The following is a 26628-nucleotide window of genomic DNA, read 5'->3' as shown; positions in this document are numbered from 1 at the left end:
GTTCCTATCGGAATACAGCAGTACCATGATCGAAATTTATCTAACACAGTAAATTGATATGACAAAAAGAATTATTCTATCTGTTACTACTCTTGCCGTAGTATCTCTTTTGGCTTCATCGTGTGCGAAGCTAAAGCCTCTTCAAGCTCAGTACGTCAATGTGGATCCACAACCACTGGAACTGACAGCCGGAAAGGTACCTGCTCAGGTTAATATCTCTTTCCCAAAGAAATGGTTTGCGAAGAAAGCACAAGTGAGCATCATTCCTGTATTAAGGTATCAAGGAGGAGAGATGGCGGCGGCACCCGTAGCCTATCAAGGTGAAAAGGTGCGTGGCAATGCTACCGTAGTGCCTTACGCTTCTGCGGAAAGAGTGGTGTTCCATACGGAATTTGACTACAAGCCGGAGATGCAAAAGAGTGATCTTTTCCTTACATTCCGTGCAAAGGTAGGCAAGAAAGAGGTGCGTCTTCCGGATGTAAAAGTGGGCGAAGGCATTATAGCAACAGAAGCATTGGCTTCTACGGAGTATGTTACTCCTGCCATCGCTCCCGATGGATTCCAACGCATCATCAAGGAAGCGCATAATGCAAACATTCTCTTCCTTATCCAACAAGCCGGTCTTCGCCCTACGGAGTTGGCAAAAGCGGAAATGAAGGAGTGGAAGAGCATCGTAAAGAATGCCAATGATGCAGCAAACAAGAATGTAAATGTAGAGGTACGTGCTTACGCTTCTCCTGATGGAGCTTTCGATTTGAACGAAAGACTTGCGGGTCAACGTGAGAAAAATACGACCAACTACCTTAACAGAGAGTTGAAGAAGCAACGCATCAATGCTCCGGTAGCTGCTCACTATACGGCTGAAGACTGGGAAGGCTTTAAGGAACTCGTAGAGAAGAGCGAAATTCAGGATAAAGATCTTGTCCTTCGTGTTCTTGCGATGTACACAGATCCTATCCAGCGCGAACAGGAAATCAAGAATATTTCTGCTGTGTTCCGCCAACTTGCAGACGATATCCTGCCTCAACTTCGCCGTTCTCGCTTGATAGCGAATGTTGAGATTATCGGAAAGAGCGATGAGGAGATCCTTTCTCTTTCTCAAAAGAATCCGGCTGCTTTGAATGTGGAAGAGTTGCTTTACTCTGCTACTCTTGTTCCGACTACTGCTGAAAAGATGAATATCTACAAGAAAGCAACGGAACTTTTCCCTAATGATGCTCGTGCATGGAACAATATAGGTACTATCCTGTATGCTTCTAAAGAGTATGCAAATGCTGCGGAATACTTCAACAGAGCATTGGCAGTGGCTAAAGTGAATGGAAAAGATCTTGCAGAAGCTCAGCTTAACACCGGTCTTCTTGCTTTGAGAAGCGGAAACGTGGATCAGGCAAACAGCTTGTTCAGCGCGGCAACCAATGTACCAGAAATGGCAGAAGTGATGGGATTGATGCAGATCCGTCAAGGTAAATATGCCGAAGCTGCCAAAACACTTTCGGGATACGCTACAAACAATGCAGTGGTAGCTCAAATCCTTGCAAACGACTACAATAAAGCAGCCGAACTTATCGCTAAGATTTCCAATCCGGATGCAAAGACTTTCTACTTGAAAGCTCTTGTTGCTGCTCGTACAGATAATGCTTCTGTTGTGGAAGAGGCTCTTAAGGAAGCTGTCAAGCTTGATCCTTCCATCGTGAAGACAATCGCAATGGATCGTGAGTTCTCTAAATATGCGGCTAATCCGTTCTTCAAGTCCATTCTCAGATAATAGAACAAGATAGGGAAACAGATTTCTTGATATACAGAATCGCCCCGATGTATTCGTTAGATACATCGGGGCGATTTTTATTTGCTTTTCTCAATGTTGGTGTTAAGGAAAAATGTACTTCTCGTACAGGTTTTATTTCTTAAGGTAAATGATGCGTTGATTCCTGCTTCCCCTAAAACGCAACGTGGGATCGAACTCCTCTTGGATAAAAGGTCCATCCACTAGTATATCTATGTATTTTAATGGAAGTGATAGCAGAGGATCATTGGAGAGCTGTTCCAATGTATATCCGGTGTAAACCCAGATATTCATCCCCGTCTCCTCTTTCAGACGGGACAGGAGAGCCTCCAATCCGACCGGATTATAGAACGGATCTCCTCCGCTTATAGTGATACCGTCAAGGAGAGGATTCTCTTTGATCTCTGCAATAATATCGGTAAGAATGGAGTCTGTAAGCAGTACCCCATTGTTGGGATCCCAGCTCGCCGGATTGTGGCAGCCTTTACAGCGGTGAGAGCAGCCAGCCAAATAGATAGAAAAACGAATACCTTCACCATCTGAAATAGTCTCTTTGTATCTATTCAGAAGGTGAAGGTTGTATTCTTCTATCGGACAAGGCATCTCTTCAGTCTTATAGTTATTTGGAGTGTTTCACTCTGTCGTGCTCTTCTGCCTGCTTGGCAGAGTTCCAGCTATCCAAAGATCCGGTAAGGTATCCCGTAATACGTCTTAGCCTTGCAATGTTCTCACCACTGCACACAGGGCATTTCGCATATATTACACCTTTATAGCCACACTTGTTGCATGTATCCACCGGGTGATTGATAGAGCCATAGCCGATACCCTCATCGTGCATTGCCTTGACGATCTTAAGAATGCCGGAAATGTTTTTCTTTGCTTCGCCGTCGAGCTCTACATAAGTAATGTGTCCTCCTCTCGTGATGGCATGGAAAGGTGCTTCTTTCTTTATCTTTTCAAAGATGGTTACAGGCTCTTTGACATCTATGTGGAAAGAGTTCACGTAATAGTCTCTGTCGTTCACGCCGGCTATTACCCCGTACTTCTTTTTATCCATACGAGTAAATCTACCGGAGAGTCCTTCTGCCGGAGTAGCCAGTACAGAATAGTTGAGTCCATACTTCTTTTTGTACTCTTCTACCACTTCATTCATCACCATGACAGCATCATATAGAGTCTGCCAAGCCTCCTGATTGTGCGCATGCCCCTCTCCATATATTGCGATCATGGCATTGTGTCCGCCAATGAACCCGATACCGAGAGTTCCGCTCTTTATTACCTCTCCTACCTCATCATTAGGGTCTAAACTGCCACCGCCTTTCCAGACATCATTACCCATCATGAACGGATACTGTCTTGCCAATGAGCTTTTTTGATATTTATATCTGTCGTACAGCTGTTCGGCTATCATTTCGGAAGTCTTTCGTACTCCTTCGAGGAATATCTCTTTTGCCTCTCTGCGGATGGTGTGTTTATCCGCTCCCGGATTATTTTCTTCCGCTTCCCTTATCGCCTCTATTGCCAAACGAGGCATATTGAGAGAAGTAAAAGATAGGTTCCCGCGTCCGACGGAACTCTTCTCTCCATGGAGATTTTCAAATACTCTTGTTCTACATCCCATTGTTGCCACCTCGTAGAGATAGCGTTTGGGATCATCGGCATTCCACTTCTCATGTTTATTAAACGGAGCATCCAAGAATACGAAGTTAGGGAAGAGAGCCTTTGAAGTAGTACGACATGCCTCAATAAGCAGGTCAAAGTTCGGAGCTTCAAACTCCATTTCTCCGCTGAGAGCTTTTGGAAAGTCAGCCAAAGCCTTCGCGCAGTCTTTTTCAGAGTAAGAGACACCATCTTTAACCTTAAAGATCTGTATCGGGAATATCGGTACCTCTCCATGTCCAAGCCCTTCCATTGTTGCGGAGAGCAGTTCTCTCATCAGCAAACGCGCTTCCGGAGAGGTGTCGGTACCGTAGTTGATGGAGCTGAAGACCACTTGATTTCCTCCACGAGAATGCATCGTGTTAAGGTTATGTATGAATGCCTCCATCGCTTGATGGGTTTCACGTATGGTCTTATCCATGGCATGTTGCCACGCTTTCCTTACTCCTTTTTCGTCTATACCCTCAATCATGGAAAGTATGGAGGCAATAGCTTTCTCTTGCTCCTCTTTCTTCTCCTGAACGGAAATGTGCTGTTCTGCAAGCTTTTGCTGTATCTCTTTGCGTTCGATCTCCTTCCCGCTTTCCAAAGAGACTATCAGCTTCAATGTCTCTGCAAGATGCTTTTGGAAAGACTTCCGTACTCCTGGTGCCATGAAATAGTCAAAAGCCGGGATGGATTGCCCTCCATGTTGTTCGTTTTGATTGGTTTGGAAGATGATTGTTGCAAGTGTTGCATAGCTTTGGATGCTTTGTGGAGTTCGGATACTGCCGTTTTTGGTTCGGAATCCTCTCTCATAGAGATCCTCCAAGTCGTACTGCAAGCATGTTGTGGTCTTGGTCGGGTAGTAGTCCAAGTCGTGAATATGAATGTCTCCATTCCTGTGAGCGCGTGCATATTTCACGCCCAACAGATATTTGTTGGTATAATCTTTGGTAACCTCAGAAGCAAAAGTCATCATCTGACCTGCGGGTGTATGAGCGGACATATTCGCATTGCTCAGATTGATATCGTTCTTCTCAATCTTAACAATGCCGTCCATGATTTGCTTCATTCCGGTTCGTTTATCGCGCTCGACGTTTCTCCACTCTCGGTAGATGATATATTTCTTAGCCACGAAAGGGTTATGCACCATCAGCTCATGCTCTACAAGGTCTTGTATCTCTTCTACTCCCGGATCCTCTTTAGTGATTTTCATACAGACCTGATCCACTATATTACGGATAAGATCTCTGTTTTCGCAGAGACCGCAAGCACGGTAGGCTTTTACTATTGCCTCCTCTATCTTTTGTGGTGAAAAGGGTTCCTTCTTTCCATCTCTCTTAGTGATGAACAATGTTGCAGATGCCATGTTATATTGGGTATAAGTACGTGATTTAATGAGAGAGCCGTTCATATAAATGCACGGACGCTCTTTTTGGTGTATGTAATAATTTTGTCTCTTTCGTTATAAAGGTTTTGCCCTCAGCCTTCGGATTTATTCTTTCTGAAGGCTTTCCAAATTTAGAAAAAATATTAGAGGAAAACAAGCCGTAAGTAAGGATAAAAATTCCTTTTCTGAGCCGTTATCAGAAATACCGGCATTCTGGCTCTGGTATAAAAATATCTACTTCTATTTATAGCTGCTTTTATATGGATTGTTTCCCTTTTTATAGATATGCGGAAAGATGAAAGCAGGATTATTTTCGGTCTTTTCTCTTTCGCCGGAAAAGCATAAAAGGGTTGTGATTTTTCTAAAATCTTTAGAGGAAAGAGTAGAGAAGAGGATTTTAGTTGGTTAATTGTGAAATAAATATTTGTCTATCCGGAATAAATCTTTAATTTTGGGGCCGGTGACCACACATATCCTTAAGTTTGAAAACGCGATTATAAATATTAATGTTTAACCTTTTTTATTCATGACAACAAAGAAAGCTATGAAAAGAATTCACATCAATGGTCTGTTGACTTTGGTTTTTTTGTCGATTTTTGCTCTTACATCATGTAAGAAAGATCCGATTTTGGTTGCCAATGTTGCGTTGAACAAGACATCTCTCCAGCTCTTTAAGGGAGACACGGAACAGCTTACTGCAACCATCACTCCTGCGGATGCAGAAAACAAGGAGCTTACATGGACATCTTCAAAAACGGATATCGTATCTGTGGACAAGACCGGTAAGGTAACAGCCATTGGATTGGGTGAGGCAGAAGTGAAAGCAACAGCAGGTGGAAAGTTTGCGATATGTAAGGTCGTTGTGGCAGCAGTGCCTGTATCGGGTATTACCTTGGATAAGGAAAATCACGAGATGACTATTGGTGAGGAGGTGGTGCTTAAGGCTACCGTGACTCCGGATAACGCAGAAGACAAAACCGTAACATGGGATTCTTCCGACAAGGCGGTGGCTACCGTGGATAACAATGGTAAAGTGGTTGCAAAAGGAGAAGGAGAAGCCACTATTACAGCAAAGACCGGCGATAAGAGTGCTCAGTGCAGAGTCAAGGTCAATCCTATCTTAGTGGAGAGCGTTACTATCAGTAAGACCTCTCTAGAGTTGGTTGTAGGAGAAAGATTGAAACTTAGTGCAACGGTCCTACCGGAGAATGCAACGCACAAGACAGTTACTTGGACTTCTTCCAATAAGAGTGTTGCTACCGTTACAGAAGCAGGTCTTGTGACCGCAGTGGCAGCTGGTACTGCAGAGATTACAGCAGCAGCCGGAGGCAAGACAGCCAAGTGTATCGTTATCGTAGAGCTTCCGGTAAGACCTCCAAGAGTGGGAGACTTTTACTATGAAGACGGCTCTACATCCGATCAGATAGATAATGCCAAGAAGATTATCGGCATTGTATTCTGGATTGGTGATGCTACCAAGCAAGATAAAGCGATGAAGAGAGACTTCCCTAAGTGTACCAACGGGTTGGTTGTATCCCTAACAGAAATACTACAATGTCAATGGCAAGAGAATTACAAGACCTATAACAATACTGTGGGAGCTTGGGTCGAAGCAAATGCCAAGCAATATGAAACTCCCGTGACAGCAGAAGACGATGTTTCGACCAATCTTAATAAGACTGTTGGGTACAATAACTCTAAAGCTTTGGAAGCATTCAACAATGCTCCGGAAAATTCTGCATGGCCTGTAACAGCAATTGTTAGGCTCAAAGAATTTGCTGCGGCAAATCCTGTTCCTGCAACTACAACAGGATGGTATCTTCCATCTCCTAAAGAGCTTACTCTGATGTGTCACGGTCCATTCAGTGGAAATATCAGGTTCTTGGCCAATAAAGACAAAGAAGTAATGAAGAAGATCAATGCAGCTCTTGATAAAATTGGAGCAGTGGGAGTTCAAAAACTTACAGAGAATACTTATCGTTCCAGCGCAGAACGCAATAACAATATTTCTCAAGGCGTATTGTTCTACAACTCTTCCTTGCAGGGGCCTGCAAAGGATGCTCTTCTTAAGGCTCGTCCTATCTTTGCCTTCTAATGACAAACAGAATTTAATCTCTCTTTTCAGGTAAGAACACTTTTAATAATAGTTGTCCTGATTGGAAAGAAATATAAAAAGAGAATCGGCGGAAGATCTCCGGAATGGATCTTCTGCCGATTTCTTTTCCTTTTACTCTCCTTTCGTACTAAGGCTCCAATCCTCTGGGCAACACCTTTGCCTGCTCTATCCATTTGTTCACAACGGTAACAAGAGGAGTGCGTTTGACGATATTTTTTTTGTCGTTTACCTCTGCCATCTTCTGCACGATATATTCCGGATCTGCACTGCTTAGGTTTTTCATGGAACCGATGCCTATTATGACTAAAATAGAAACATAGTCTGCTCCTATGCCGTTCACGCGTAGGAGATCCACCATGTTCGCCCATTTAAGGATGCGTCTCTCATCTATTTTGGTCTGTTCCGAGAGCTTTTTTCTCATTACTCTGGTTTTACTCGCCCTGGAGAGAGCCATAGTATTTTCGATGCCTGCCTTGATCAGTTTCTGTTTACAAGCAGGCTCTATGGCTTTAATCTGTTCCAACTTGTAGTTTACCATAGGATGCGGTTCTTTTTTGATTTGTTAATATTCAAGGGACTACAAATATAACTACTACTTGTCAATATTCAAACTATTATTTTCTCTTCTTTCTCAAATTATAGGAAACTAACTCGTTGAGAAATGTTTGGTTATGAGCTTTATCCTCTCATCTTTGAATGAAAATCCGGATGGAGAATCAAAAACTCGTTTATAAGTATTCAAAAAAAGAGTTGATCGGTAATAAAAGAGTCTCTTAACCTTTATAATATTAAAAATCAAGCCTCGATCCGTGCAAATCAAGGCTTGAAATGCAACAATCAAGGCTTGAACAGTGCCATTCTAACCTCGATTTTGAGTTGTGAATCTGTTCAGCGAGAAAAAAGATCGTGTTAAACCTAAGTTGTTAACGTGTTCATTTTATGATCTAAAATCATCTTGGATTTGGAAATAATAAATCTAATATATAATTTTGTGGTATTAGGTAGTGATATTGTATGGTTTAATCATAAAATTTACTTCATTTAATCACTACTATTTGTGGTTCAAAAAACTTAACGGCTTATGCGCAGCAAGCAATCTCTATCTTACCGAGTACGCTCTTTGATACAGAGTTTACTTCCTGCTTATGGCTCCAAGGTGGTGGCGATACTCCTTCTTGGCGTAACGTTTGGGTTGGGAGCATACCTGGTTTATGCTTCCAAAGCTTACAGCTACCTCTTAGACGACCCGAAGGTGTGCGTCAACTGCCACGTCATGGGCCCCTATTATGCTACATGGCAACACTCTTCACACATGCTTGTGGCTACGTGTAACGACTGCCATGTCCCCCATAACAACGTTCTGAACAAGTACTATTTCAAGGCGAAAGATGGCTTGAGACACTCTTACGTGTTCACTATGAGACAAGAGCCGCAAGCTATGCAAGCCATCACTGCAAGCCGTGAAGTGATATATGACAACTGTATCCGCTGTCACATGCAGCTCAACCAGGAGTTTGTCAAGACCGGACGGATGACCCGTAAAGAACTGAACCATGGCGATGGCAGAGCTTGTTGGGACTGTCATAGAGACGTGCCTCACGGAGGGAAGAACAGTCTTTCATCTACCCCTTCAGCCCTTGTACCTTATCCGGAGTCTCCCGTTCCGGAGTGGTTGAGAAGCAAGATGGACGAAGAGAAAAACAAGAGATAATAACAAACGGATAGAATAAGAAAAAAGATACACCCATGAAAGAAAGAAAAAGACTGAAAAGCTGGCAGGGTTGGGTTCTGTTTATATCTGCCATGGTTGCGGTTTTCTGTTTAGGTTTATTGGCTGCATCCATTACGGAACGTCGTGCAGAGGTCCGGTCGATCTTTGCCAATAAGAAAGTGGAGATCGCTCCGATGGAAGCTCGGAATGCACTCTTCCAATCCAACTATCCTCGTGAGTACGAAACATGGTTGCAGACAGCAGATACATCGTTTGTTTCCGAGTTCAACGGAAATAAGTTTGTGGATGTGCTGGCACAACGTCCGGAGATGGTGGTATTTTGGGCAGGATACGCATTTTCAAGGGAGTACGGGAGTCCGCGAGGGCACTACTATGCCATCCATGATATGCTCCACACGTTGCGTACAGGTAGTCCGGGTGTAGACGGAATGGATGATATACAGCCGTCGACCTGCTGGGTATGTAAAAGTCCTGATGTTCCGAGAATGATGCAAGCGATAGGCATCGGGGAGTTTTACCAGAAGAAGTGGAGCGAGATGGGCAGTGAAATCGTCAATCCGATAGGCTGTGCCGACTGTCATGATACCGAAACAATGGATCTTCGTATCTCTCGTCCGGCACTCATAGAGGCTTTCGAGAGAATGGGAAAAGATATTACCAAAGCCACTCATCAGGAGATGCGCTCTTTGGTATGCGCACAGTGCCACGTGGAATACTACTTCTACAAGGAGAACAAATACCTCACTTTCCCTTGGGATAAAGGCACAACAATGGAAGATGTAGAGAAGTATTTCGACGAAATAGAGTACTACGACTACATCCATGCCATAAGTAAAGCTCCTATCTTGAAGGCTCAGCACCCCGACTATGAGATAGCGCAGCTCGGCATACATGCTCAAAGAGGTGTGGCTTGTGCCGACTGTCATATGCCGTATATGAGTCAGGGTGGTGTGAAGTTCAGCGACCACCACATACAGAGTCCGCTCAACTATATAGACAGAACGTGTCAGACCTGCCACCGTGAAAGCGAAGAGGTGCTTCGCCAAAATGTCTACGATCGTCAGCGTATGGCAAACGAAATCCGGAATAAGCTCGAAAAAGAGCTTGCCGCAGCTCATATAGAGGCGAAGTTTGCCTGGGATAAGGGAGCAACCGAAGAGATCATGAAACCGGTGTTGCAGTATATCCGTCAGGCGCAATGGCGTTGGGACTATGGTGTGGCTTCGCATGGTGCTTCGTTCCATGCGCCTCAAGAGGTAACCCGTATATTGTCCAACGGATTGGAGAGAGCGCTTCAAGCAAGGCTCGCAATCTCCAAAGTGCTTGCCAATCTCGGCTTTACCGGAGACGTTCCTATGCCTGACATCTCTACCAAAGAGAAAGCACAGCGTTATATAGGGCTTAATCCTGAAGAGCTTCATGCCAATAAGAAGAAGTTCTTGGACGTTGTGGTTCCTGAGTGGATAGAGAAAGCGAAGCAGCAAAAACGCATCTGAAAATAAGACAGATCCTTTCTCTCGCAAGAGCAAGATCTGTTTACAAAAAGTATAGAGTAGAGATCGTATGGCAGATGTAGCATCTTCTATGCGGTCTCTATCTGTTAGTGTTACACACGGATACCTATATATATAATATTATGTGGAAACAACCTTGGGGATATCGTGAAGCATTTGCTATTTCTGTGGCTCTTGTTGTCATCGGTGTGCTGTTTCATTTCATACTCGGACCTATACCTGCTCAAGGCTTTGCCTATCCTTTCAATCTGATAGGAGGCATCTGGGTCTTTTTCCTCTCCGTTCTTCTTGCCGTTCTTGCACGTAAAAAGGTTCGGATAGCCACGTTTCTGACCGGATATAAAATGTCTATTGCCGCCATTGCAACCCTCATGGCAGTCTCTATCATCATGGGTCTGACGAAGCAGATAGAGCTTTCGGCAGCCTCCGGAGAGGATTTGAAGATGCTGGTACACACTCTCGGCTTCAGCCATATACTCTCTACGTGGTACTTTCTGGTAAGCTATCTGCTTCTGCTGATACTGCTTGGAGGTGCTACCTTTGCATTTATCCTTAGAGGGCGGAAAAGGAATATGACATGGCGCAGATACGTCTCTTTCCTGCTGAATCACTTAGGACTCTACATTGCGCTCTTTGCCGGAGTGTTAGGTGCTCATGATCTGAAAAGATTCCGAATGCAGGTGGATGCTTCTACCAATATGCCCGAATGGAGAGGAACAAAAGATTTCTCTTCCGAGCTTTACGAGCTTCCTCTGGCGATCGAGCTGGAAGCCTTCGAGCTGGAAGAGTATCCTCCCAAACTGATGATCATAGACAGCAGAACCGGCGAGACGCTTCCTTCAGGTCATCCATGGCATCTGTCGGTGGAGGAGACACCATCTTCCGGAAGAACGGGAGCGTGGAAGGTGGAAGCGTTGGAGTATCTCCCTTACAGCTCACCCGTGGTCTCGAAAGACAGTATTCACTTTGTGGAGTTTGGCAGTACGGGAGCGGTGCATGGCGTTAAAGTACGCGCAACGAACAGCAGCACGGGTGAGGAGGTGAACGGATGGGTTACGTCCGGCAGTTATCTCATTCCGTTCAGAGGGCTATCCCTGCCGGACAGCTTGAGTATCGTTATGCCGGATCCGGAGCCAAAGCAGTTCCGCTCCAAAGTCTCTATTTACAGCCCCGGAGGCGGATATGTCAAAGGCGAGATTTCAGTGAATCATCCCATAAAGTTTGAAGGCTGGCACATCTATCAGCTAAGCTATGATCAAGAGATGGGAAGGTGGAGCAATGTTTCCGTATTCGAGCTTGTAAAAGATCCGTGGATGCCTTTCGTCTATGTCGGACTGCTATTGATGCTGCTCGGAGCGGTATGTCTCTTCATTCTGCCCCAACCCACTTATGTACCTTCATCTAAAGAGAACGAGCTATGACTACTTGGAACGATATGATATACTACGCTCTCCCAACCGTGTTGCTGGCTGCCTGCGGTGCGTGGATGGCTTTTAAGGAGAAAAGAAACGGAGCGCTTGCTCTTTCCATACTGGCTCTCATTCTGTTCGGAACCTATATCGGGCTTATGTGGCACTCCCTCGAACGTCCGCCTATGCGTACCATGGGAGAGACGCGTCTGTGGTATTCGTTCTTTGCACTGCTTGCCGGCGTTATCGTTTACCTGCGATGGCACTACAAGTGGATATTGGGATTTTCCACCATTCTTGCTTCTGTTTTTATTGTGATCAATCTGGTGCGTCCGGAGATCCACAACAAGAGTATGATGCCGGCACTGGAAAGTCCGTTCTTTGTACCACATGTCATCTCCTATATGTTCTCTTACGGCATGCTGGGGGCGGGACTTCTGGTTGCTCTCTATGCCTTATGGATAGAGAAGAAAAAAGGAGAAGCGGATCACGCACTCCGACTGATGTCCGTATCGGACGGGTTGGCTTACACCGGGCTTGCCTTTCTGATGATCGGTCTTCTGTTAGGAGCTTTTTGGGCAAAGCTTGCATGGGGACACTATTGGAGTTGGGATCCGAAAGAGACATGGGCTGCCATAACGATGCTTGCCTATCTGCTCTATATCCATTACCGGCTTAGCAGACCTCGTAAGGTGGCTACCGCGCTGTGGCTACTGCTTTTCTCTTTCTTGTGTTTGCAGATCTGCTGGTATGGAGTCAATTTTCTTCCATCGGCACAAGGCATAAGTATTCACACCTATGGGTGATGAGAGGTTTATGCGATACGGAATGCACAATGCTTAAGACAATTCTTTATATCGGCTGTGGCAGCTTCATCGGGGGAGTGATGCGCTTTCTTCTTTCCCGATATGTGCAGGATGGCATCGCCGGAGCTTTCCCTTGGGGAACGCTGGCTGTCAATCTTATAGGATGTCTCCTGATGGGACTGCTCTACGGCACGATGGAGCGAGGGAATATAGGCGATGAGAATCTTCGCCTCTTCCTTACGGTGGGAGTGTGTGGCGGTTTCACCACATTTTCGACCTTTGCCATGGATGGTTTTATGCTGCTAAAGTGGGAGAGTCTTCTTCCTTTACTTGGCTATCTTGCCGTGAGTGTGGTAGGAGGCGTCCTGCTTTTCTTTTTGGGCTATACTCTTATAAGGCAGTTAAACGAGCATATTCTTTCGGCTTAACGTGTTTAATTTTTCAACGAACACGTTTAGTGATTTCATTAAACACGTTTACCGGATTCGATTAACGTGTTTAGCTAAAACCATTAAAACCCTCAAAATCAGCAGCCTATGTGTTTTTGTCCTAAAATGCACCTGAAAAGGCTAATTTCTCTATTAGTGATTGTTTACAGAGAAGGGTGTTAAAATTTACGCCTATTAACGCGAAAACAGCCCATGAAAAGCACTGATAAAATTTTTTCTCCGAGAATGAGATTTTATCGTATCGATTTTATTCTTAGCGTTTTACTCTAAAACGACTTGGCAAATTTACCCTCTCCACGCCAAAAATCTTCTCTCTTGCTCTCGATTTCCAGCTCTCCGTTTTTATATAAAAAGACCGATGTGCTCCTCTAAAAACACATCGGTCTTCTGCCTTTTTTCTAAAACAATTTTGCCAAACCCAACCGGTCTACAGACGTACGACTTTAAGTTCGGAATGGCATCGGAAGAAAGCCCGGTCTGCAACACTCTTGACAGACTTGGGAAGGTAGACCTTACGGAGATTGGGACACGCTTCCACCGCATAGTCTTCGATAGTTTCCGTTCCCTCTTCAAAGTATAGCTCTTCCATTCCTTCGTGTCCGAAGATAACATTTTTACCAACATTCTTCATGGGTTTCATCTTAACCACTTTCAGACGTGCCGGAATGAAAAGAGGCAGATTGGACTTATCTCCTCTGATATAAATAGTGCCTTTATGCTCTTCAAGATGAGGGCTTTCCGGATCTACGACTATCTTCTCTACATTTTTGCCGGACTCCTTGAGATTGAGTTGGTCTGAGGTGCCGAGCATTTTGATGTTGCGACCAAGGTAGATCTCTTTTACAGATTTCGGCAGATGGGTCGGATTGAAATTTCCTATCTGAAACCCTCCCATGCCATAAGGTGCAATGAGTTTTTCTCCCGTAAATGAATCTTGAACACTGCTCACGGTAAGCTCTCTTTTTTCATAGGTACACACGAACTTCTCATCCCGGAAGAGAGGAAAGTCCAGGCGTTCCGGTAAAAGAAAGTCGAACCTTTTGGGATCGTTTGCATCGTAGAAAATGCCATTGGTTGCATCTGATACAAACCATTTGCCATCAAGCAAGACATAGTTCCACGCATGCCCCAACGGATCTCCGAGAGTATTGAAGCGTGCCAGCCCGTTCACTATGGGAGCGGAGATCTTCTGCGTATGGCAGAACACTTTAAGGAGATTGGAGTATCCCTGACAGATAGCCACTTTGTGCTTGAAAGTGGTGTAGGCGCTGTTGTAATCCGGTATGGAGGGGTCGAAAGTGTTGCCATACTTGACGTTTTTCCGAATCCAACCGAACAGAAGATCGTGCATTTCTCTTTGGTTTTTAGGTTGCTTTTCTGCCACGAGCTTATCGGCAAAAGCCTTTATCTCGTTCAGCTGAGCCTCTGTAATCCGGGTCTCTCCGAGAGGAAGAGGCTCATCGAATGTCATATTTGAGAGCAGAGCAAAAACTCTCTCCGCCGGAGAACCCGTAAGAATGCGTGAACCATCCGGTTTTGGGAAGAGATCTGTCTGCGCCGGAGGGTCATTCTCTTTCGGTTTTTCCGGTTGCTCTACTTCCGGATCCTTCTTCTCGTTCGGGCGAAGGGGATCTTTCCGGCAGGCTGTAACAACAAGTGTGCCCAGTATCAGGAGTAAAAGTAGTCTTGTTTTGTGCATAAATGTCATATTATTTTTCTTTATCTTTTTGAGGAACAGTTCTTTATATATTGTTAAAGTCTTGTCTTCTTCAATCATGTGTGTTGTAGAAAAAGACAAGAATAATATCGGGTGCGAAAATAAAAATTATAGTTCATACACACAAGAATATCATTCGGGACACAACAATGCTTAAAGAGAGAAGTTTGAGAGCAAAAGCAAGCCGTAATACACTCTTCTTTAATAGATTTATTTCATATCTTTGGCGATCGGAGTCAAAAGTTAACCTTTTGCAAAAGTCTGAATCTATTAACATTGAAGTAAAATATTATTCACAGATCTTCGGATCTTAAATCTCCATGTTGGCATGAAGCATCGACACTTTCTCGGAACGGCTTTCGGTAAGAGAGGCATACTCTTTTCTCTAAGTCTGTTTCTTCTATCTCTGTGTTGCTTTGAACCCATCGCGGCACAGAGTAAAAACTGCAAACAGAGGATAAGCGGTTATGTTTATGAAAAAGGATCGCAAGAGATCATCATCAGGGCAAGAATAAAAGAACCACAGCTAAAGACCGGAACATTGACCAATTCGTATGGTTTTTTCAGCCTGGAACTCCCTTGCAGTTCTCAGGAAGTGGAGGTTTATTCTGCCGGCTGTCAGCCTCAGACGATCCGACTGACGGGAAAAGATACCGTCATCAACGTCTATCTCGCACCACAAGAGCTGGATGAGGTTGTGGTGGTCGGAAGAAAAAACGACTCCGAACTGACCGGCTCACGAATGGGAAGCATGGAAGTGCCTCTTGAGATTATCCGCAGAGCTCCTGCGCTTCTCGGAGAGGCGGATCCCCTGAAAACTATACAGCTTCTACCGGGTGTACAAGCCGGGATAGACGGTAGTGCCGGCATCTTTGTACGTGGTGGCGGTCAGGACGAAAACCTTTTCTTGCTCGATGGAGTCCCGCTCTACAATGTGAATCACCTGCTTGGATTTTTCTCCGTATTCACTCCGGAAGCGATCAAGAGAGTGGATCTCTACAAGGGTAGTTTCCCATCGAGATTCGGGGGAAGGCTTTCGAGCGTTGTGGATATCAGGACAAATGACGGGAATATGAGAGAGTATCACGGTACGGCAAGCATCGGATTGATCTCTTCCAAGCTGCATTTTGAAGGACCTATCGTCAAAGATAAAACCTCTATTCATGCTTCCTATCGCCGGACTTATGCGGATCTTTTGGCACGTCCATTCATGACTCAAGACGAGAAAGGCGGATACTACTTCCAGGACTTCACGTTGAAGCTGAACCATAGATTCGGAGACAGAGACCGGTTATTCCTAAGTCTGTATGGTGGAGACGATAATCTCTACACCCACTTCGAGCATAGCATGAACAGGTATCAGTCGAAGTCAGACAGTGAAATGTCTTGGGGAAATATCGTCTCTTCGCTTAGATGGAATCATATATTCTCTTCCCGACTCTTCTCCAATACCACAATAGCCTACTCCAGATACAAACTCAGGACGTCAAATAAAGAGAATGAGTATGTGATAACAGATGGGAAATCTGAGCTGACCAACGGATATCATCTGCAGTTTACTTCGGGTATAGAGGACCTTTCTGCCCGTATGGATATGGAGTATTACCCCGTGCATAACCACACCATTAAGTTTGGAGGGGAGTATATCTATCATACTTTCAAACCGGAGGCGTTGTCGTTTGACCCCGTAAAGCAACAAGACCCGGAAGATGCCGATGTTTTGAAAGCTCTTAATCAGAGTGCAAAGCCGATACGAGCGCACGATGTATCTCTCTATGCAGAGGATGAGATGAGACTGCTGTCATGGTTGGACGGAAATGTGGGCGTGCGTTACTCTATGTTTGGAGTGAACGGAAAGCTCTATCACTCCTTAGAACCTCGCGCTTCCGTAAGGATAGCACCGACGGATATATTCGATGTCAAGCTCTCTTATACGAAGATGAGCCAGAACATTCACCTGCTAAGCTCTTTCGGTCTCAGCATGCCTACGGATCTTTGGGTGCCTGCCACGGAACGGATAAGCCCGATGAGTGCAGATCAATATGCTTTGGGTCTCTACTCTGATGCGATAAACGGATGGAGATTGTCTACCGAAGGGTATTACAAGACCATTGATAATGCAATAGAGTACAAGGATGGCGCAATGTTTATGGGCTTCTCTTCGGGATGGCAAGAGAAGGTAGAGCAAGGCGAGGGACGCTCTTATGGTGTCGAAGTAATGGCACAAAAAACAGAAGGAAATCTTACAGGCTGGGCAAGCTACACTTATGCCAAGAGTGAAAGAAGATTCAGTCCCAATGGAATAAACCAGGGAGCCTGGTTTCCGGTGCAGTTTGACCGCAGACACAATTTCAATATCGTTGCGACGTATGCTTTCTCGAAAGCTCTGGACTTAACGGCTACATGGGAGTATAGATCCGGCGGAAGAGCTACGGTAGGTATAGGAATGACGGAATATATAGCGAATCAATCGACCGGACATTACGGCGATTATTATATAAATCACTTGGACAACGGAGGAAATCGTATTACCCAAACACCTCTTGTAACATCAAGAAACAACTATCAAATGCCTTCGACTCACTTGTTGAACCTTTCGCTCAACTACCACGTTAAGCATAAGAGAGGCAAGAGTCAATGGAATCTCTCCGTATATAACGTCTACAACAGGCGCAATCCAACCTTTTTATTGCTCCAAACAGGAGCGGGCAGAGTAGAGAGTGAAGGTACTACGGTTCCGATGTTGAAGAGAATCTCCATCCTGCCTATCCTTCCATCCATATCTTATACCTATAAATTCTAACCCGTCATGAAAAGTATATATTACCATCTAAATAAGCTTAAAGCTGCGGCTCTAATCCTTCTTTCTGTAGTACTGTTCAGCAGATGCGTGGATGAGATCCCCATGGACATTTCCGGTTATAAGGAAGAGCTGATAGTGAATGCCATATTCGATACTTCTTTGAGCAACCACTATATATATGTATCTCGTACGGGACTTTTGAATCCAATCCCGGAAAAAGAAGCAGATGTAAAGCTGTTCATTAACGATGTACGGGTGAAAGATCCGGTGCCACACACGGTTTATCGTTTGTTTCATAAGCAGGTGTATCGCCCTTGTTTCCTAAGTACAGAAAAGTTTAAGCCGGGAGATCGTATCAGATTGGAGGTAGCAACAAAGGATGGAAAGCATCAGACTGTGGCGGAAACCGCCATCCCGAAAAGCGTCGGCATAGATAAGATAAGCTGGGAAGAGCCGGTAGTAGGCAAGCAATACGGTACGCTGTACACTACAATGACGGATCCTAAAGACGAGAAAAACTTCTATCAGCTGCGTTTTGCCGAAGAGGGAGTCTTTGAAGACAAGCCTTATCGAAGGATTTTAAGTCTGAACCATTCGCAAGAACCGGTCATGAATGACGGGAAGAGCACCGCAACCACAAGTGATGAAGACTCTTACTTTAGCTCTCCAAACAATAACATGGGTGTGTTTTACGATAAATGGCTGAACGGAACATACACTCTAAAGTCCGGAGTGAGAGTGGCACAGATCAGACCCGGAGCAGAATATTATGTGCTTTTATCCTCCATTACTGAAGGATTTTACTTTTACCTTAGGGCTATAAATACGTTGGAGTCGGAGGATTTTATCGAAGGACTCACTACACCTATCATATTGCCCGGCAATGTCAAAGGGGGAAAAGGATACGTAGCAGGAGTTGCCACCGAGCGCATTCAGTTTTCAAAAAAATAATGCGTATCTTTGGTATCTATATCATCCATCAAAAACATTAAAAGAAATAGAACAAATGAAAGGACGTGTTCTCATTATAGGTGCAGGCGGTGTCGGTACCGTTGTCGCCAAGAAAGTAGCAATGAACAGCGATGTCTTTACGGACATTATGCTGGCAAGTCGCACAAAATCGAAGTGTGATGCCATCGCTGCAAACATTAAAGAAGCAAAGATCAAAACGGCTCAGGTAGATGCGGATAGCGTAGAGGAGTTGGTAAAGCTGTTTAAGGAATTCCAGCCGGAGCTTGTCATCAATGTTGCTCTTCCTTATCAGGATCTCACCATTATGGATGCATGTCTTGAGTGTGGCGTGAACTATCTTGACACTGCAAACTATGAGCCGATAGACGAAGCGAAGTTCGAGTACCATTGGCAATGGGCATACAAAGAGAGATTTGAGCAAGCGGGTCTTACCGCAATACTTGGTTGTGGTTTCGATCCGGGTGTTACCGGCGTATTCACAGCGTATGCAGCCAAGCACCATTTCGATGAAATTCATTACCTCGATATTGTTGACTGCAATGCCGGAGATCACAAACGCCCCTTTGCAACCAATTTCAACCCGGAGATCAACATTCGCGAAATCACTCAGAAAGGCAAATATTGGGAGAATGGTCAGTGGGTAGAGACCGAACCGCAAGAGATTCATCAGCCTATTACTTACCCTGAAGTGGGTCCGAGAGAGTCTTATCTTCTTTACCATGAAGAGCTGGAGTCTCTTACTAAAAACTTCCCGACCATTAAGCGAGCACGTTTCTGGATGACTTTCGGGCAGGAATATCTCACACACCTTCGCGTTATCCAAAACATCGGAATGGCGAGCATCGAACCCATCATGTACGAAGGTCGTGAAATCGTTCCGATTCAATTCCTTAAAGCAGTGCTTCCTGACCCGAAAGAGTTGGGTGAAAACTACACCGGACAGACCTCTATCGGCTGTCGCATAAGAGGTATAAAGGATGGTAAGGAACGCACTTACTACGTGTACAACAACTGTAGCCATGAAGCAGCGTATAAGGAAACCGGAGCACAAGGAGTAAGCTATACCACCGGAGTACCTGCGACAATAGGTGCGATGATGTTCTTCAAAGGCATCTGGCGTAAACCGGGTGTATATAACGTGGAAGAGTTTGATCCGGATCCGTTCATGGAAGAGCTCAACAAACAAGGCTTGCCATGGCACGAACAATTTGATATTGACTTGGAACTATGATAGCTGTCGGAGATAAAATACCCGAGTCTCTCGGATTGGATCAAGACGGAAAAGAGATCAAGGCTGCCGACCTATTGGGGCAGCCTTCTCTTCTCTATTTCTACCCTAAAGACAATACTTCCGGCTGTACAGCACAGGCATGCAGCTTGAGAGACGGCATCGAAGAGCTGAAGAGAGTAGGTATCCGGGTTATCGGGATCAGCAAAGACTCTGCCAAGAGCCATAAATCCTTCATCGAAAAGTACGATCTTCCTTTCACCCTTATAGCGGATACCGAACATGTTTTACAAGACATCTTTGGCGTCTGGGTCGAGAAAAGCATGTATGGTAGAAAGTACATGGGTACCCAACGCACCTCTTTCATCATAGATGCAGAGGGCAAGGTAACACACATCATATCCGGTAAAGAGGTACGCACAAAGGATCATGCAGACCAAATATTGGAGATACTCAAGAACAATTAACACTCAAAACTTCTAAAAACATGGCAAAAAAAAGCGATATAAATGACCCAACGGTAGAAGCAGGACAGAAATCGGACGAGAAAGCAACTCTTGAAGCCAACAAGAGAAAAGCCCTGCTCGCTGCCATGGAAAAGATACAGAAAGACTTCGGTAAGGGAGCTATTATGAACATGGCAGAGGATGTCGTGGACGATGTCGAGGCTATACCTTCCGGTTCTCTTACTCTCGACTTGGCTCTCGGTATTGGCGGTTATCCTCGTGGACGTATCGTGGAAATCTACGGACCGGAATCTTCCGGTAAGACGACCCTTGCCATCTATGCTATTGCAGAGGCTCAAAAGCAGGGCGGACTGGCAGCCATCATTGACGCCGAGCACGCTTTCGACAGATTTTATGCCGAAAAGCTGGGCGTTGACATCAACAACCTCTGGATCTCTCAACCCGACAACGGCGAGCAGGCACTCCAGATAGCGGAGCAGCTCATCCGCTCTTCTGCGGTAGATATTGTTGTCATCGACTCCGTAGCGGCACTTACCCCTAAAGCCGAAATAGACGGAGCAATGGGAGATGCCAAGATGGGGCTTCATGCCAGACTTATGTCTCAGGCACTGAGAAAACTTACGGGAGCCATCTCTAAAAGCCGTACCTGCTGTATTTTCATCAATCAGCTTCGAGATAAGATTGGCGTGGTTTACGGACCAAGCGAGACCACAACCGGAGGTAATGCTTTGAAGTACTATGCTTCCGTACGTTTGGAAATACGCAAAGGCACACCATATAAAGATGGGGAAGAGGTTTATGGTTATCCTCTAAAGGTAAAGGTTGCGAAGAACAAAGTGGCTCCTCCATTCCGCAAAGCGGAGTTCGATGTCATCTTTGGCGAAGGAATAGACCGCGTGGGCGAACTCATCGACCTCGGTGTAGAGCATAACATCATTGCGAAAGCAGGTTCCTGGTTCAAGTACGAAGGAACCAACATCGGACAGGGAAGAGATGCAACGAAAGAGACACTCAAGAATGACCCGGATCTGCGAGAAGCTATAGAAGTTGCAGTATTAGAGGCCATAAATGGCACTGATAAGTAAAATTTGGACGCTTTCAGGTATTGAGACTTTAAAAGATTAAGGATATGGCGGTTAAAAATATGACGTACGACATATATACTAAATTGCTTCAAGAGGTAAAATGGACGAAATTTGCATTAGAAAGTAGAACCTAATCAATCTTTCTTACCTCATATCTAAATCTTTTGTGGAACATACGACAATAGTTGAACGTAGGCTGTGCGAGAGCACGGCCTGCGTTATTTTTTTATACTCTTTTCGGAAAACTTTTTGAGGCACGTTTTTAGACAATGGGGCAAGATGATTCTTCATATTTCCCCATCCGGAAAACGATAGTTGGTAATGTGCTTTAAGAGTCGGAATGATGTGTTTTTCTGCTTTCTCTTTCCGGAAAACCTCCTATTAAGAGAGTGCTTTAGGAGATTGGGCAAGACCTCTTTTTGTCTCCACTGCTTAGGAAACTCCTGCTGAAGGTCTGCTCTAAGGCTGGGAATAGTATGCCTTTCTTCTTTCTTCGTCCGGGAAACTTCTGCCGGAGCTATACTTCAAGCGGACGGAAAGATCTTATGCTTTCTTTATTCTGTTCCATATTCTCTCGAAGATAGGAACAGCTATGGCTATTACGAGAGAAACGATAACGTAAGAGGGTGCTGTGTCTCTGCTCCACGTTGAAATGATGTAAAAGCTCAGCAGAACAGAGTAGAAGAAAGGTATCCTGTACAGTAAATGACTCTTTTTCAGCTTCTGTGTCTCTTTGCTCACCCTCTTCTTCTCCTCTTTTTCAACCTTCTTCTTTAGAAAGTGCTCGATGAGAGCAGCTATAAGCATCACGGCTAAAAGAACTCCCATGCAGATATAGTGGCTTTTTCTGTCCGGGAACAAGAAAAGGCATGCCGTAAAAGTGATGGCGTAAAATAGTGGATAGGATACGACTCGAAGCAGATTTCGATGATTTGTTTGCATGTTCATTCTTTTTTGAGCTGCAAAATTATCCATTTTCTTCCTCAAAAGAAAGCAGAGAAAATAGAAAAAGTACCGTTTAGAGCAGAATTTTTATATAAAAACGATCTTTCTAAAATAGCACCTTAAAAGTCCTCCCGAAACTTGTTTCTTTGAGTAAGAAAAGTAATAAAGATCTCAAATTATTGTATATGAACGGATTAAAAATTAGGCGAAATTCTGAGAGAAAATTTTTTCAGAGCATTTCATGGGTTGTTTTCGCGTTAATAGGTGTGAATTTTAATAGGCGTTTGTGTGAATAAAATCTAATAAATAAAATTGGCTTTTCGTATGCTTTTTGGAGTAAAAATAGATAAAATGTTGATATTTAGCGCCTTGTTTGTTTTGGCTAAACACTTTAATTGAATCCGATAAACGTATTAAATGAAATCGGTAAACGTGTTCATTGAAAAATTAAATACGTTAAGCCGGAACGATATGCTCGTTTAGTGTTTTGGGTGAACCTGTATCGGAATTTGTGTTAATAAAACAGCCTCGATTTAACAATTTGGCCGTGCTCCGGAAATGACCTCTCCGATCAAAATAGAGAGAGAAAAAACCGGGAAGAGGTATCGGTATGGAATATATAAAAATGACTTTTTCTGCCGAAGCGAATCCGACTGAAAGTAGGGATACATTATCAGTATACATGGACAAGAACCATTAGGAGAAAGCAGAGAACTTTTTGACAAAATGCATATCCTTTTTTGGGGGCTGATAATAAGTGCATTAAATCTTGTTTCGGAGCATCTTTTCAGGGTGTTTTCTTCAAATATGTATATCTTTGAATATATAATGGTCTGCCTTTTAAAAAAGAATGTAGTATGAGAGAATATTTCTTTGATGACTTTCTTCGCTCTAATGTCCCACTAACCGATGAGCAGAGGAGTATGCTCTTCAAGCACAGTATGGTGAAAGAGTACGATCGAGGAGACTTTATCCTGAATGCCGGGGAGACTTGTGTCCATCGATTTTTTATCGAAAGAGGAGCGATACGAGAGTATTCGATAGACCCCAAAGGAAAGGAACACTTGCTGTTTTTTGCTGTCGAGGGATGGTTTTTGATGAATGTAGACAGTGTGTTTTTCAACCAGCCGTCTAATCACTTTATCCAAGCCATAGAGCCGACCCGACTGCTCTTGATCAATGAAAATCAACTCCAAAAGCTCGTCCGTGAGGATCCTGCTTTCGCAGAGCTTGACAGACAGTTGCTATACGAGCATATACAGATGCTTCATCGACGTATCACGCTTCTTCAGAGTGCTTCAGCGGAGGAGCGTTACTTGCGGTTCATCAAGGATTTCCCCGAAATCCCTATGAGGGTGCCTCAGACAATGATTGCATCATATTTGGGGATCACTCCGGAGAGCCTGAGCCGTGTCCGAAGAGCAATCGCAAAAGGGAGATAAGGGTCTCCATCGCTTCTTAACATAGGTCAATGTCGGAGAGATCAACAGGGACTAACTTTGCGATGTAAAATAAAGTTGATAGTAACAATAGCAAAGAAAGGACTAAAATTATGAGAACGAAAGATATTGCACTTGTGACAACGCCGCAATCTTCACACTGGGTAGGCGACGGCTTCTTTGTCCACAACTTTATCCCTTCTGTCAAAGGACTCTCCATGCAGGAGATGGATCCTTTCATCCTCCTCGACTATAATGCCCTTCGTGAGGTTGCTCCAACAGATCTACCCGGGGGAGTGGATGTCCATCCGCATAGAGGATTTGAGACGGTAACCATTGCCTATGAAGGTGAAGTTGAACACGCTGATAGTGCAGGGCACGGGGGGCTCATAGGGCGTGGAGATGTACAGTGGATGACAGCTGCCAAGGGAGTCTTGCATCGAGAGTTTCACGGTACGGAATGGGCGAAAAAGGGTGGACCGTTTCAGATGGTGCAGCTTTGGACAAACCTTCCTGCCAAAGACAAAATGTCTCCTCCCAAGTATCAGTCCATAACCAACGCATCTATGGGTAAGCATATCCTTCCCGATGATGCCGGGATGGTCGAAGTGATCGCCGGCGAATATCAAGGGACAGTAGGACCTGCAACTACCCACTCCCCTATATATCTTATGAATGCCAAACTTAGAGAAGGTGGTCGGGCGGACTTTTCCTTCCCGGCTTCTCATAACACGGCACTTCTTGTGATCCGTGGAGCTATACGCATAGGAGATCGAGATATAGACACAGATACCTTTATCAAGTTCGCTCACAATGGAGAGGATTTCGCCATCAAGGCTACTCGCCCCGATACGGTCGTTCTCTTGATGAGCGGCGAACCTCTTCGAGAACCGATAGCAGCCTATGGGCCATTTGTGATGAATTCCAAGGCTGAGCTTTTACAGGCTTTCGAGGACTTTAACAACGGTCGCTTCGGACACCTTGACACTAAACGATAATTTTCCTGTACACACACTTTTGCCAATTTCTGACAGTTCACTCGGAGGATATACTCCAAGTGGGCTGTTTTTTTAGTCTTTGGTCGTTTAATGGAATAGCTTACTCCTCTATATAATGAATGAGAGCCAAAGTTATCAGTTTTGAACTCTATCTTGTGTTGTTTTGAACGTTTGTGTCGTGAGGTCCCCCCCCAATAAACTTATTGTAACGATATGGAGAGATGTCTGGCTTCTTCTTAAATTCGGATGATAACAACGATTCCTATTACTCGTATTTAGAATTCTTTTTCGGAAAGTTCTTCTCAGGCTTTGTTGGAGAAAATCCAATGAGAAGTAAGTAAACTACGGTGTCCGATACAAAACTTCCGCTCTGCTCCATCGGATGTATTAGTGTACATGAAAAGAGGGTGTGTCAAAATGAAAGTTTTGACACACCCTCTTTTTTTATTGGACTTTATTATTTTTCCAAACGTGCCAGAAGTGTACTGACAGCTTCGGAGCATTGAGCCTTTAGGGTATGGTCCGTGATGCTGAGACTCTCGACGTCGAAGTTGTGCCCGAAACTCGGAAGCGAAAAAGTAGCAACGACATCTGCTCCGTAGAGAGGAAATGTACTTTTGGCAGCAGCAAGGACATTTGCTCCGCCAAGTCGACCGGGTGAGGTACTCATGAGGAGCATGGGTTTCTGTGCAAATACCTCACGACGAACGCGAGAAGACCAGTCGAATATATTCTTGAAAGCTGCGCTATATGAGCCGTTGTGTTCAGCCAATGAGCATACTATGGCATCAGCTTCATCCATGGCTTCGAGAAATGCTTTTATTTGATAAGGATAGCCGGCTTTTTCTCTGTCTTCGGAGAAGATCGGCATCTCATAATCGTTGAGATCGAGAAACCGGACTTCGTGTCCGAACATCTGATTCAATACAGATGCAACGAGATGTCGGTTGATTGAAGTGCTTGAAGTGCTGCCGGAAAATGCAACAATCTTAATCGGTCTTTTTGTAGATACTTCATTCATAATAAAATCTTTTTTTTGTGTTTGAACTGATTATAGAGAGGAAAGTGATATTTTGCTCTACGAGCTTACACATGGTCTATCCCCGAAGTCCTTTCCCACAACATCATTGGAGTCATGGAAAGAGGCTGTTCTTAAAACGGAAAGACGTCGTCTTTGACGACATAAGTTGCTTTCAGTTGAGATTTGAGGCTTTTGATATGGTTGCTGAGTAGGGAGCCGCGAGCTTCCGGCTCTATCGTATCCACCTCCAAGAGAAGAGCTTCGGGCTGTTGGATCTCGAGCATTTTTCGGATGAGTGCACGATCAGAATTATTGATATCTGGATCTATGACAACGATGTCAAAGAGGATGCTCTGCATCTTTTCCACAGCTTCTTCGGCGGTTGATGCAACAGTATACCTGCACTCTGTGATACGCTCCAAAAGACTAATATGGGCTTTAAAATCTTCTCCTACAAGTAGAACGTCAAATTTCATCATAATTTTTCCCTTTCTTGTTATTGTGATGCAAAGATACGGTACTGCCCAAAGGTGTACATTGATCTATGATAAGAAGATGAATTCTTCTTTGACGAACGTAATGGGCGGATATTATACCGATTTTTGGAAATGCTAAGAGATGAGTATATGGAAAGTCAGCCCCGGAAGAGATAGCGAGCTTCTTCCTCTAAGAGATCGGCATAGCGTGTGAAGAAAGAGTTCGAGTCTTGGAATGCCGTGTGCTAGGGCTTTAATAACAGCTTGATGTGCCACTTTGACAGCAGGAAAGGAGCTGGAGAGACGAACAGTATGGTAACTTTTGGGGAAGCTATTATGAAAAGGGATGCCATAAGATTCAAACTTTTGAACTCAGCATTCAGATAAAGATAACCATCGGTAGTAATGAGGTCGATATGAGGTGTCGCAGGATTCATCGAAAGAAGATCCCCCCAGTTGTAATCGTTTCAACCGATGCAACCACAATGCTGATGATATAAGGGTGCTTGATACTCCCACGCTGAAAGAATCAATTCTGTATCTTTTGTTAGTAAAGTTTGGTAGAATGAAAAACTCTTTCTAACTTTGCACCCACGAAACGGGAGAGCGGATCTCCTGTGAGGAATACGAGATCATA

Annotated in this window: 22 protein-coding genes; 14 read left to right on the top strand and 8 right to left on the bottom strand. The window is 44.4% G+C overall.

Translation table 11 applies throughout. The features are described 5' to 3' along the window. Window positions 1–58: 58 nt before the first annotated feature. Window positions 59–1765 (top strand): tetratricopeptide repeat protein, encoded by a 1707-nt coding sequence (locus HQ43_RS00115; protein ID WP_036788173.1) that lies wholly within the window; start codon window positions 59–61, stop codon window positions 1763–1765. 132 nt (window positions 1766–1897) lie between these two features. Here HQ43_RS00115 and nrdG read toward each other — a convergent pair whose 3' ends face one another. Together nrdG and HQ43_RS00105 are read right to left on the bottom strand one after the other, a co-directional pair. Beyond that, on the bottom strand, window positions 1898–2386 hold the full coding sequence (nrdG, locus tag HQ43_RS00110) for an anaerobic ribonucleoside-triphosphate reductase activating protein (protein ID WP_036788171.1): 489 nt from the start codon (window positions 2384–2386) through the stop codon (window positions 1898–1900). 16 nt (window positions 2387–2402) lie between these two features. After that, window positions 2403–4793: an anaerobic ribonucleoside triphosphate reductase gene (locus HQ43_RS00105; RefSeq protein WP_036788169.1), complete on the bottom strand. Its 2391-nt coding sequence runs from the start codon at window positions 4791–4793 to the stop codon at window positions 2403–2405. A gap of 565 nt (window positions 4794–5358) precedes the next feature. On the opposite strand from HQ43_RS00105, the gene HQ43_RS09335 reads away from it, so the two are divergent. After that, a complete protein-coding gene (locus HQ43_RS09335; RefSeq protein WP_161785848.1) occupies window positions 5359–6909 on the top strand; it encodes an Ig-like domain-containing protein in 1551 nt (516 codons plus the stop codon). Between the two features lie 148 nt (window positions 6910–7057). Here HQ43_RS09335 and HQ43_RS00090 read toward each other — a convergent pair whose 3' ends face one another. Next, window positions 7058–7468, bottom strand: coding sequence for a DUF4332 domain-containing protein (locus tag HQ43_RS00090; RefSeq protein WP_036788167.1), 411 nt, complete (start codon window positions 7466–7468; stop codon window positions 7058–7060). Window positions 7469–8011: 543 nt separating this feature from the next. On the opposite strand from HQ43_RS00090, the gene nrfH reads away from it, so the two are divergent. The 5 genes from nrfH (at window position 8012) to crcB (ending at window position 12819) form a co-directional block, all read left to right on the top strand. Next, a complete protein-coding gene (gene nrfH / locus HQ43_RS00085) occupies window positions 8012–8641 on the top strand; it encodes a cytochrome c nitrite reductase small subunit (protein ID WP_036788165.1) in 630 nt (209 codons plus the stop codon). A gap of 35 nt (window positions 8642–8676) precedes the next feature. Continuing rightward, window positions 8677–10158, top strand: a complete 1482-nt coding sequence (gene nrfA / locus HQ43_RS00080; RefSeq protein ID WP_036788163.1) for an ammonia-forming cytochrome c nitrite reductase — start codon at window positions 8677–8679, stop codon at window positions 10156–10158. A 140-nt stretch (window positions 10159–10298) separates the two neighbouring features. Further along, window positions 10299–11597: a cytochrome c biogenesis protein ResB gene (locus tag HQ43_RS00075; protein WP_036788161.1), complete on the top strand. Its 1299-nt coding sequence runs from the start codon at window positions 10299–10301 to the stop codon at window positions 11595–11597. Continuing rightward, window positions 11594–12391 carry a cytochrome c biogenesis protein gene (locus tag HQ43_RS00070; RefSeq protein ID WP_036788159.1) on the top strand — a complete coding sequence of 266 codons (798 nt, stop codon included), beginning with the start codon at window positions 11594–11596 and terminating at the stop codon, window positions 12389–12391. The genes HQ43_RS00075 and HQ43_RS00070 overlap by 4 nt, the downstream gene beginning before the upstream one ends. Window positions 12392–12420: 29 nt before the next feature. After that, the gene (crcB, locus tag HQ43_RS00065; protein WP_036788157.1) at window positions 12421–12819 is read left to right on the top strand and encodes a fluoride efflux transporter CrcB; all 399 of its coding nucleotides are present in this window, start codon (window positions 12421–12423) and stop codon (window positions 12817–12819) included. Window positions 12820–13267: 448 nt separating this feature from the next. Here crcB and HQ43_RS00060 read toward each other — a convergent pair whose 3' ends face one another. Beyond that, window positions 13268–14539, bottom strand: coding sequence for a transglutaminase domain-containing protein (locus HQ43_RS00060; RefSeq protein WP_161785847.1), 1272 nt, complete (start codon window positions 14537–14539; stop codon window positions 13268–13270). 346 nt (window positions 14540–14885) lie between these two features. Between HQ43_RS00060 and HQ43_RS00055 the strand changes: the two genes are divergently transcribed. The 5 genes from HQ43_RS00055 to recA are packed head-to-tail and all read left to right on the top strand — an operon-like array spanning window position 14886 to window position 21112. Beyond that, complete coding sequence (locus tag HQ43_RS00055) at window positions 14886–17360, top strand: TonB-dependent receptor (RefSeq protein WP_052102960.1); 2475 nt, start codon at window positions 14886–14888, stop codon at window positions 17358–17360. 6 nt (window positions 17361–17366) lie between these two features. Then, a complete protein-coding gene (locus tag HQ43_RS00050; protein ID WP_036788153.1) occupies window positions 17367–18311 on the top strand; it encodes a DUF4249 domain-containing protein in 945 nt (314 codons plus the stop codon). A 55-nt stretch (window positions 18312–18366) separates the two neighbouring features. After that, window positions 18367–19563: a saccharopine dehydrogenase family protein gene (locus HQ43_RS00045; protein WP_036788151.1), complete on the top strand. Its 1197-nt coding sequence runs from the start codon at window positions 18367–18369 to the stop codon at window positions 19561–19563. Then, window positions 19560–20027 (top strand): thioredoxin-dependent thiol peroxidase, encoded by a 468-nt coding sequence (gene bcp, locus HQ43_RS00040; protein ID WP_036788149.1) that lies wholly within the window; start codon window positions 19560–19562, stop codon window positions 20025–20027. The genes HQ43_RS00045 and bcp overlap by 4 nt, the downstream gene beginning before the upstream one ends. 20 nt (window positions 20028–20047) lie before the next feature. Further along, the gene (gene recA, locus HQ43_RS00035; RefSeq protein ID WP_036788147.1) at window positions 20048–21112 is read left to right on the top strand and encodes a recombinase RecA; all 1065 of its coding nucleotides are present in this window, start codon (window positions 20048–20050) and stop codon (window positions 21110–21112) included. Window positions 21113–21655: 543 nt separating this feature from the next. Here recA and HQ43_RS00030 read toward each other — a convergent pair. Next, entirely contained in the window at window positions 21656–22054 is a 399-nt protein-coding gene (locus HQ43_RS00030; protein WP_152567426.1) for a hypothetical protein, read from the bottom strand. A gap of 860 nt (window positions 22055–22914) precedes the next feature. On the opposite strand from HQ43_RS00030, the gene HQ43_RS00025 reads away from it, so the two are divergent. Together HQ43_RS00025 and HQ43_RS00020 are read left to right on the top strand one after the other, a co-directional pair. Then, entirely contained in the window at window positions 22915–23499 is a 585-nt protein-coding gene (locus HQ43_RS00025) for a Crp/Fnr family transcriptional regulator (RefSeq protein WP_036788143.1), read from the top strand. Between the two features lie 110 nt (window positions 23500–23609). Further along, a complete protein-coding gene (locus HQ43_RS00020; protein WP_036788141.1) occupies window positions 23610–24494 on the top strand; it encodes a pirin family protein in 885 nt (294 codons plus the stop codon). Between the two features lie 457 nt (window positions 24495–24951). On the opposite strand, the gene HQ43_RS00015 is transcribed toward HQ43_RS00020, so the two are convergent. The 3 genes from HQ43_RS00015 to HQ43_RS00005 form a co-directional block, all read right to left on the bottom strand. Further along, window positions 24952–25515 (bottom strand): NADPH-dependent FMN reductase, encoded by a 564-nt coding sequence (locus HQ43_RS00015; protein WP_200878526.1) that lies wholly within the window; start codon window positions 25513–25515, stop codon window positions 24952–24954. A 131-nt stretch (window positions 25516–25646) separates the two neighbouring features. After that, window positions 25647–25994, bottom strand: a complete 348-nt coding sequence (locus HQ43_RS00010; protein WP_036788139.1) for a hypothetical protein — start codon at window positions 25992–25994, stop codon at window positions 25647–25649. Window positions 25995–26236: 242 nt separating this feature from the next. Beyond that, window positions 26237–26428, bottom strand: a complete 192-nt coding sequence (locus HQ43_RS00005) for a hypothetical protein (RefSeq protein ID WP_036788137.1) — start codon at window positions 26426–26428, stop codon at window positions 26237–26239. Between the last annotated feature and the right edge of the window lie 200 nt (window positions 26429–26628).

Origin of the sequence: Porphyromonas canoris, assembly GCF_000769115.1 — a bacterium.
Lineage (GTDB): Bacteria > Bacteroidota > Bacteroidia > Bacteroidales > Porphyromonadaceae > Porphyromonas_A > Porphyromonas_A canoris.
This window is presented reverse-complemented; position numbering and strand designations above follow the sequence as displayed.

What these genes read in the sequence shown, in the direction of transcription:
- HQ43_RS00115 (WP_036788173.1), top strand. Translation starts at nt 59, where the DNA reads ATGACAAAAAGAATTATTCTATCTGTTACTACTCTTGCCGTAGTATCT.
- nrdG (WP_036788171.1), bottom strand. Translation starts at nt 2,386, where the DNA reads ATGCCTTGTCCGATAGAAGAATACAACCTTCACCTTCTGAATAGATAC.
- HQ43_RS00105 (WP_036788169.1), bottom strand. Translation starts at nt 4,793, where the DNA reads ATGGCATCTGCAACATTGTTCATCACTAAGAGAGATGGAAAGAAGGAA.
- HQ43_RS09335 (WP_161785848.1), top strand. Translation starts at nt 5,359, where the DNA reads ATGAAAAGAATTCACATCAATGGTCTGTTGACTTTGGTTTTTTTGTCG.
- HQ43_RS00090 (WP_036788167.1), bottom strand. Translation starts at nt 7,468, where the DNA reads ATGGTAAACTACAAGTTGGAACAGATTAAAGCCATAGAGCCTGCTTGT.
- nrfH (WP_036788165.1), top strand. Translation starts at nt 8,012, where the DNA reads ATGCGCAGCAAGCAATCTCTATCTTACCGAGTACGCTCTTTGATACAG.
- nrfA (WP_036788163.1), top strand. Translation starts at nt 8,677, where the DNA reads ATGAAAGAAAGAAAAAGACTGAAAAGCTGGCAGGGTTGGGTTCTGTTT.
- HQ43_RS00075 (WP_036788161.1), top strand. Translation starts at nt 10,299, where the DNA reads ATGTGGAAACAACCTTGGGGATATCGTGAAGCATTTGCTATTTCTGTG.
- HQ43_RS00070 (WP_036788159.1), top strand. Translation starts at nt 11,594, where the DNA reads ATGACTACTTGGAACGATATGATATACTACGCTCTCCCAACCGTGTTG.
- crcB (WP_036788157.1), top strand. Translation starts at nt 12,421, where the DNA reads ATGCTTAAGACAATTCTTTATATCGGCTGTGGCAGCTTCATCGGGGGA.
- HQ43_RS00060 (WP_161785847.1), bottom strand. Translation starts at nt 14,539, where the DNA reads ATGCACAAAACAAGACTACTTTTACTCCTGATACTGGGCACACTTGTT.
- HQ43_RS00055 (WP_052102960.1), top strand. Translation starts at nt 14,886, where the DNA reads ATGAAGCATCGACACTTTCTCGGAACGGCTTTCGGTAAGAGAGGCATA.
- HQ43_RS00050 (WP_036788153.1), top strand. Translation starts at nt 17,367, where the DNA reads ATGAAAAGTATATATTACCATCTAAATAAGCTTAAAGCTGCGGCTCTA.
- HQ43_RS00045 (WP_036788151.1), top strand. Translation starts at nt 18,367, where the DNA reads ATGAAAGGACGTGTTCTCATTATAGGTGCAGGCGGTGTCGGTACCGTT.
- bcp (WP_036788149.1), top strand. Translation starts at nt 19,560, where the DNA reads ATGATAGCTGTCGGAGATAAAATACCCGAGTCTCTCGGATTGGATCAA.
- recA (WP_036788147.1), top strand. Translation starts at nt 20,048, where the DNA reads ATGGCAAAAAAAAGCGATATAAATGACCCAACGGTAGAAGCAGGACAG.
- HQ43_RS00030 (WP_152567426.1), bottom strand. Translation starts at nt 22,054, where the DNA reads ATGCAAACAAATCATCGAAATCTGCTTCGAGTCGTATCCTATCCACTA.
- HQ43_RS00025 (WP_036788143.1), top strand. Translation starts at nt 22,915, where the DNA reads ATGAGAGAATATTTCTTTGATGACTTTCTTCGCTCTAATGTCCCACTA.
- HQ43_RS00020 (WP_036788141.1), top strand. Translation starts at nt 23,610, where the DNA reads ATGAGAACGAAAGATATTGCACTTGTGACAACGCCGCAATCTTCACAC.
- HQ43_RS00015 (WP_200878526.1), bottom strand. Translation starts at nt 25,515, where the DNA reads ATGAATGAAGTATCTACAAAAAGACCGATTAAGATTGTTGCATTTTCC.
- HQ43_RS00010 (WP_036788139.1), bottom strand. Translation starts at nt 25,994, where the DNA reads ATGATGAAATTTGACGTTCTACTTGTAGGAGAAGATTTTAAAGCCCAT.
- HQ43_RS00005 (WP_036788137.1), bottom strand. Translation starts at nt 26,428, where the DNA reads ATGAATCCTGCGACACCTCATATCGACCTCATTACTACCGATGGTTAT.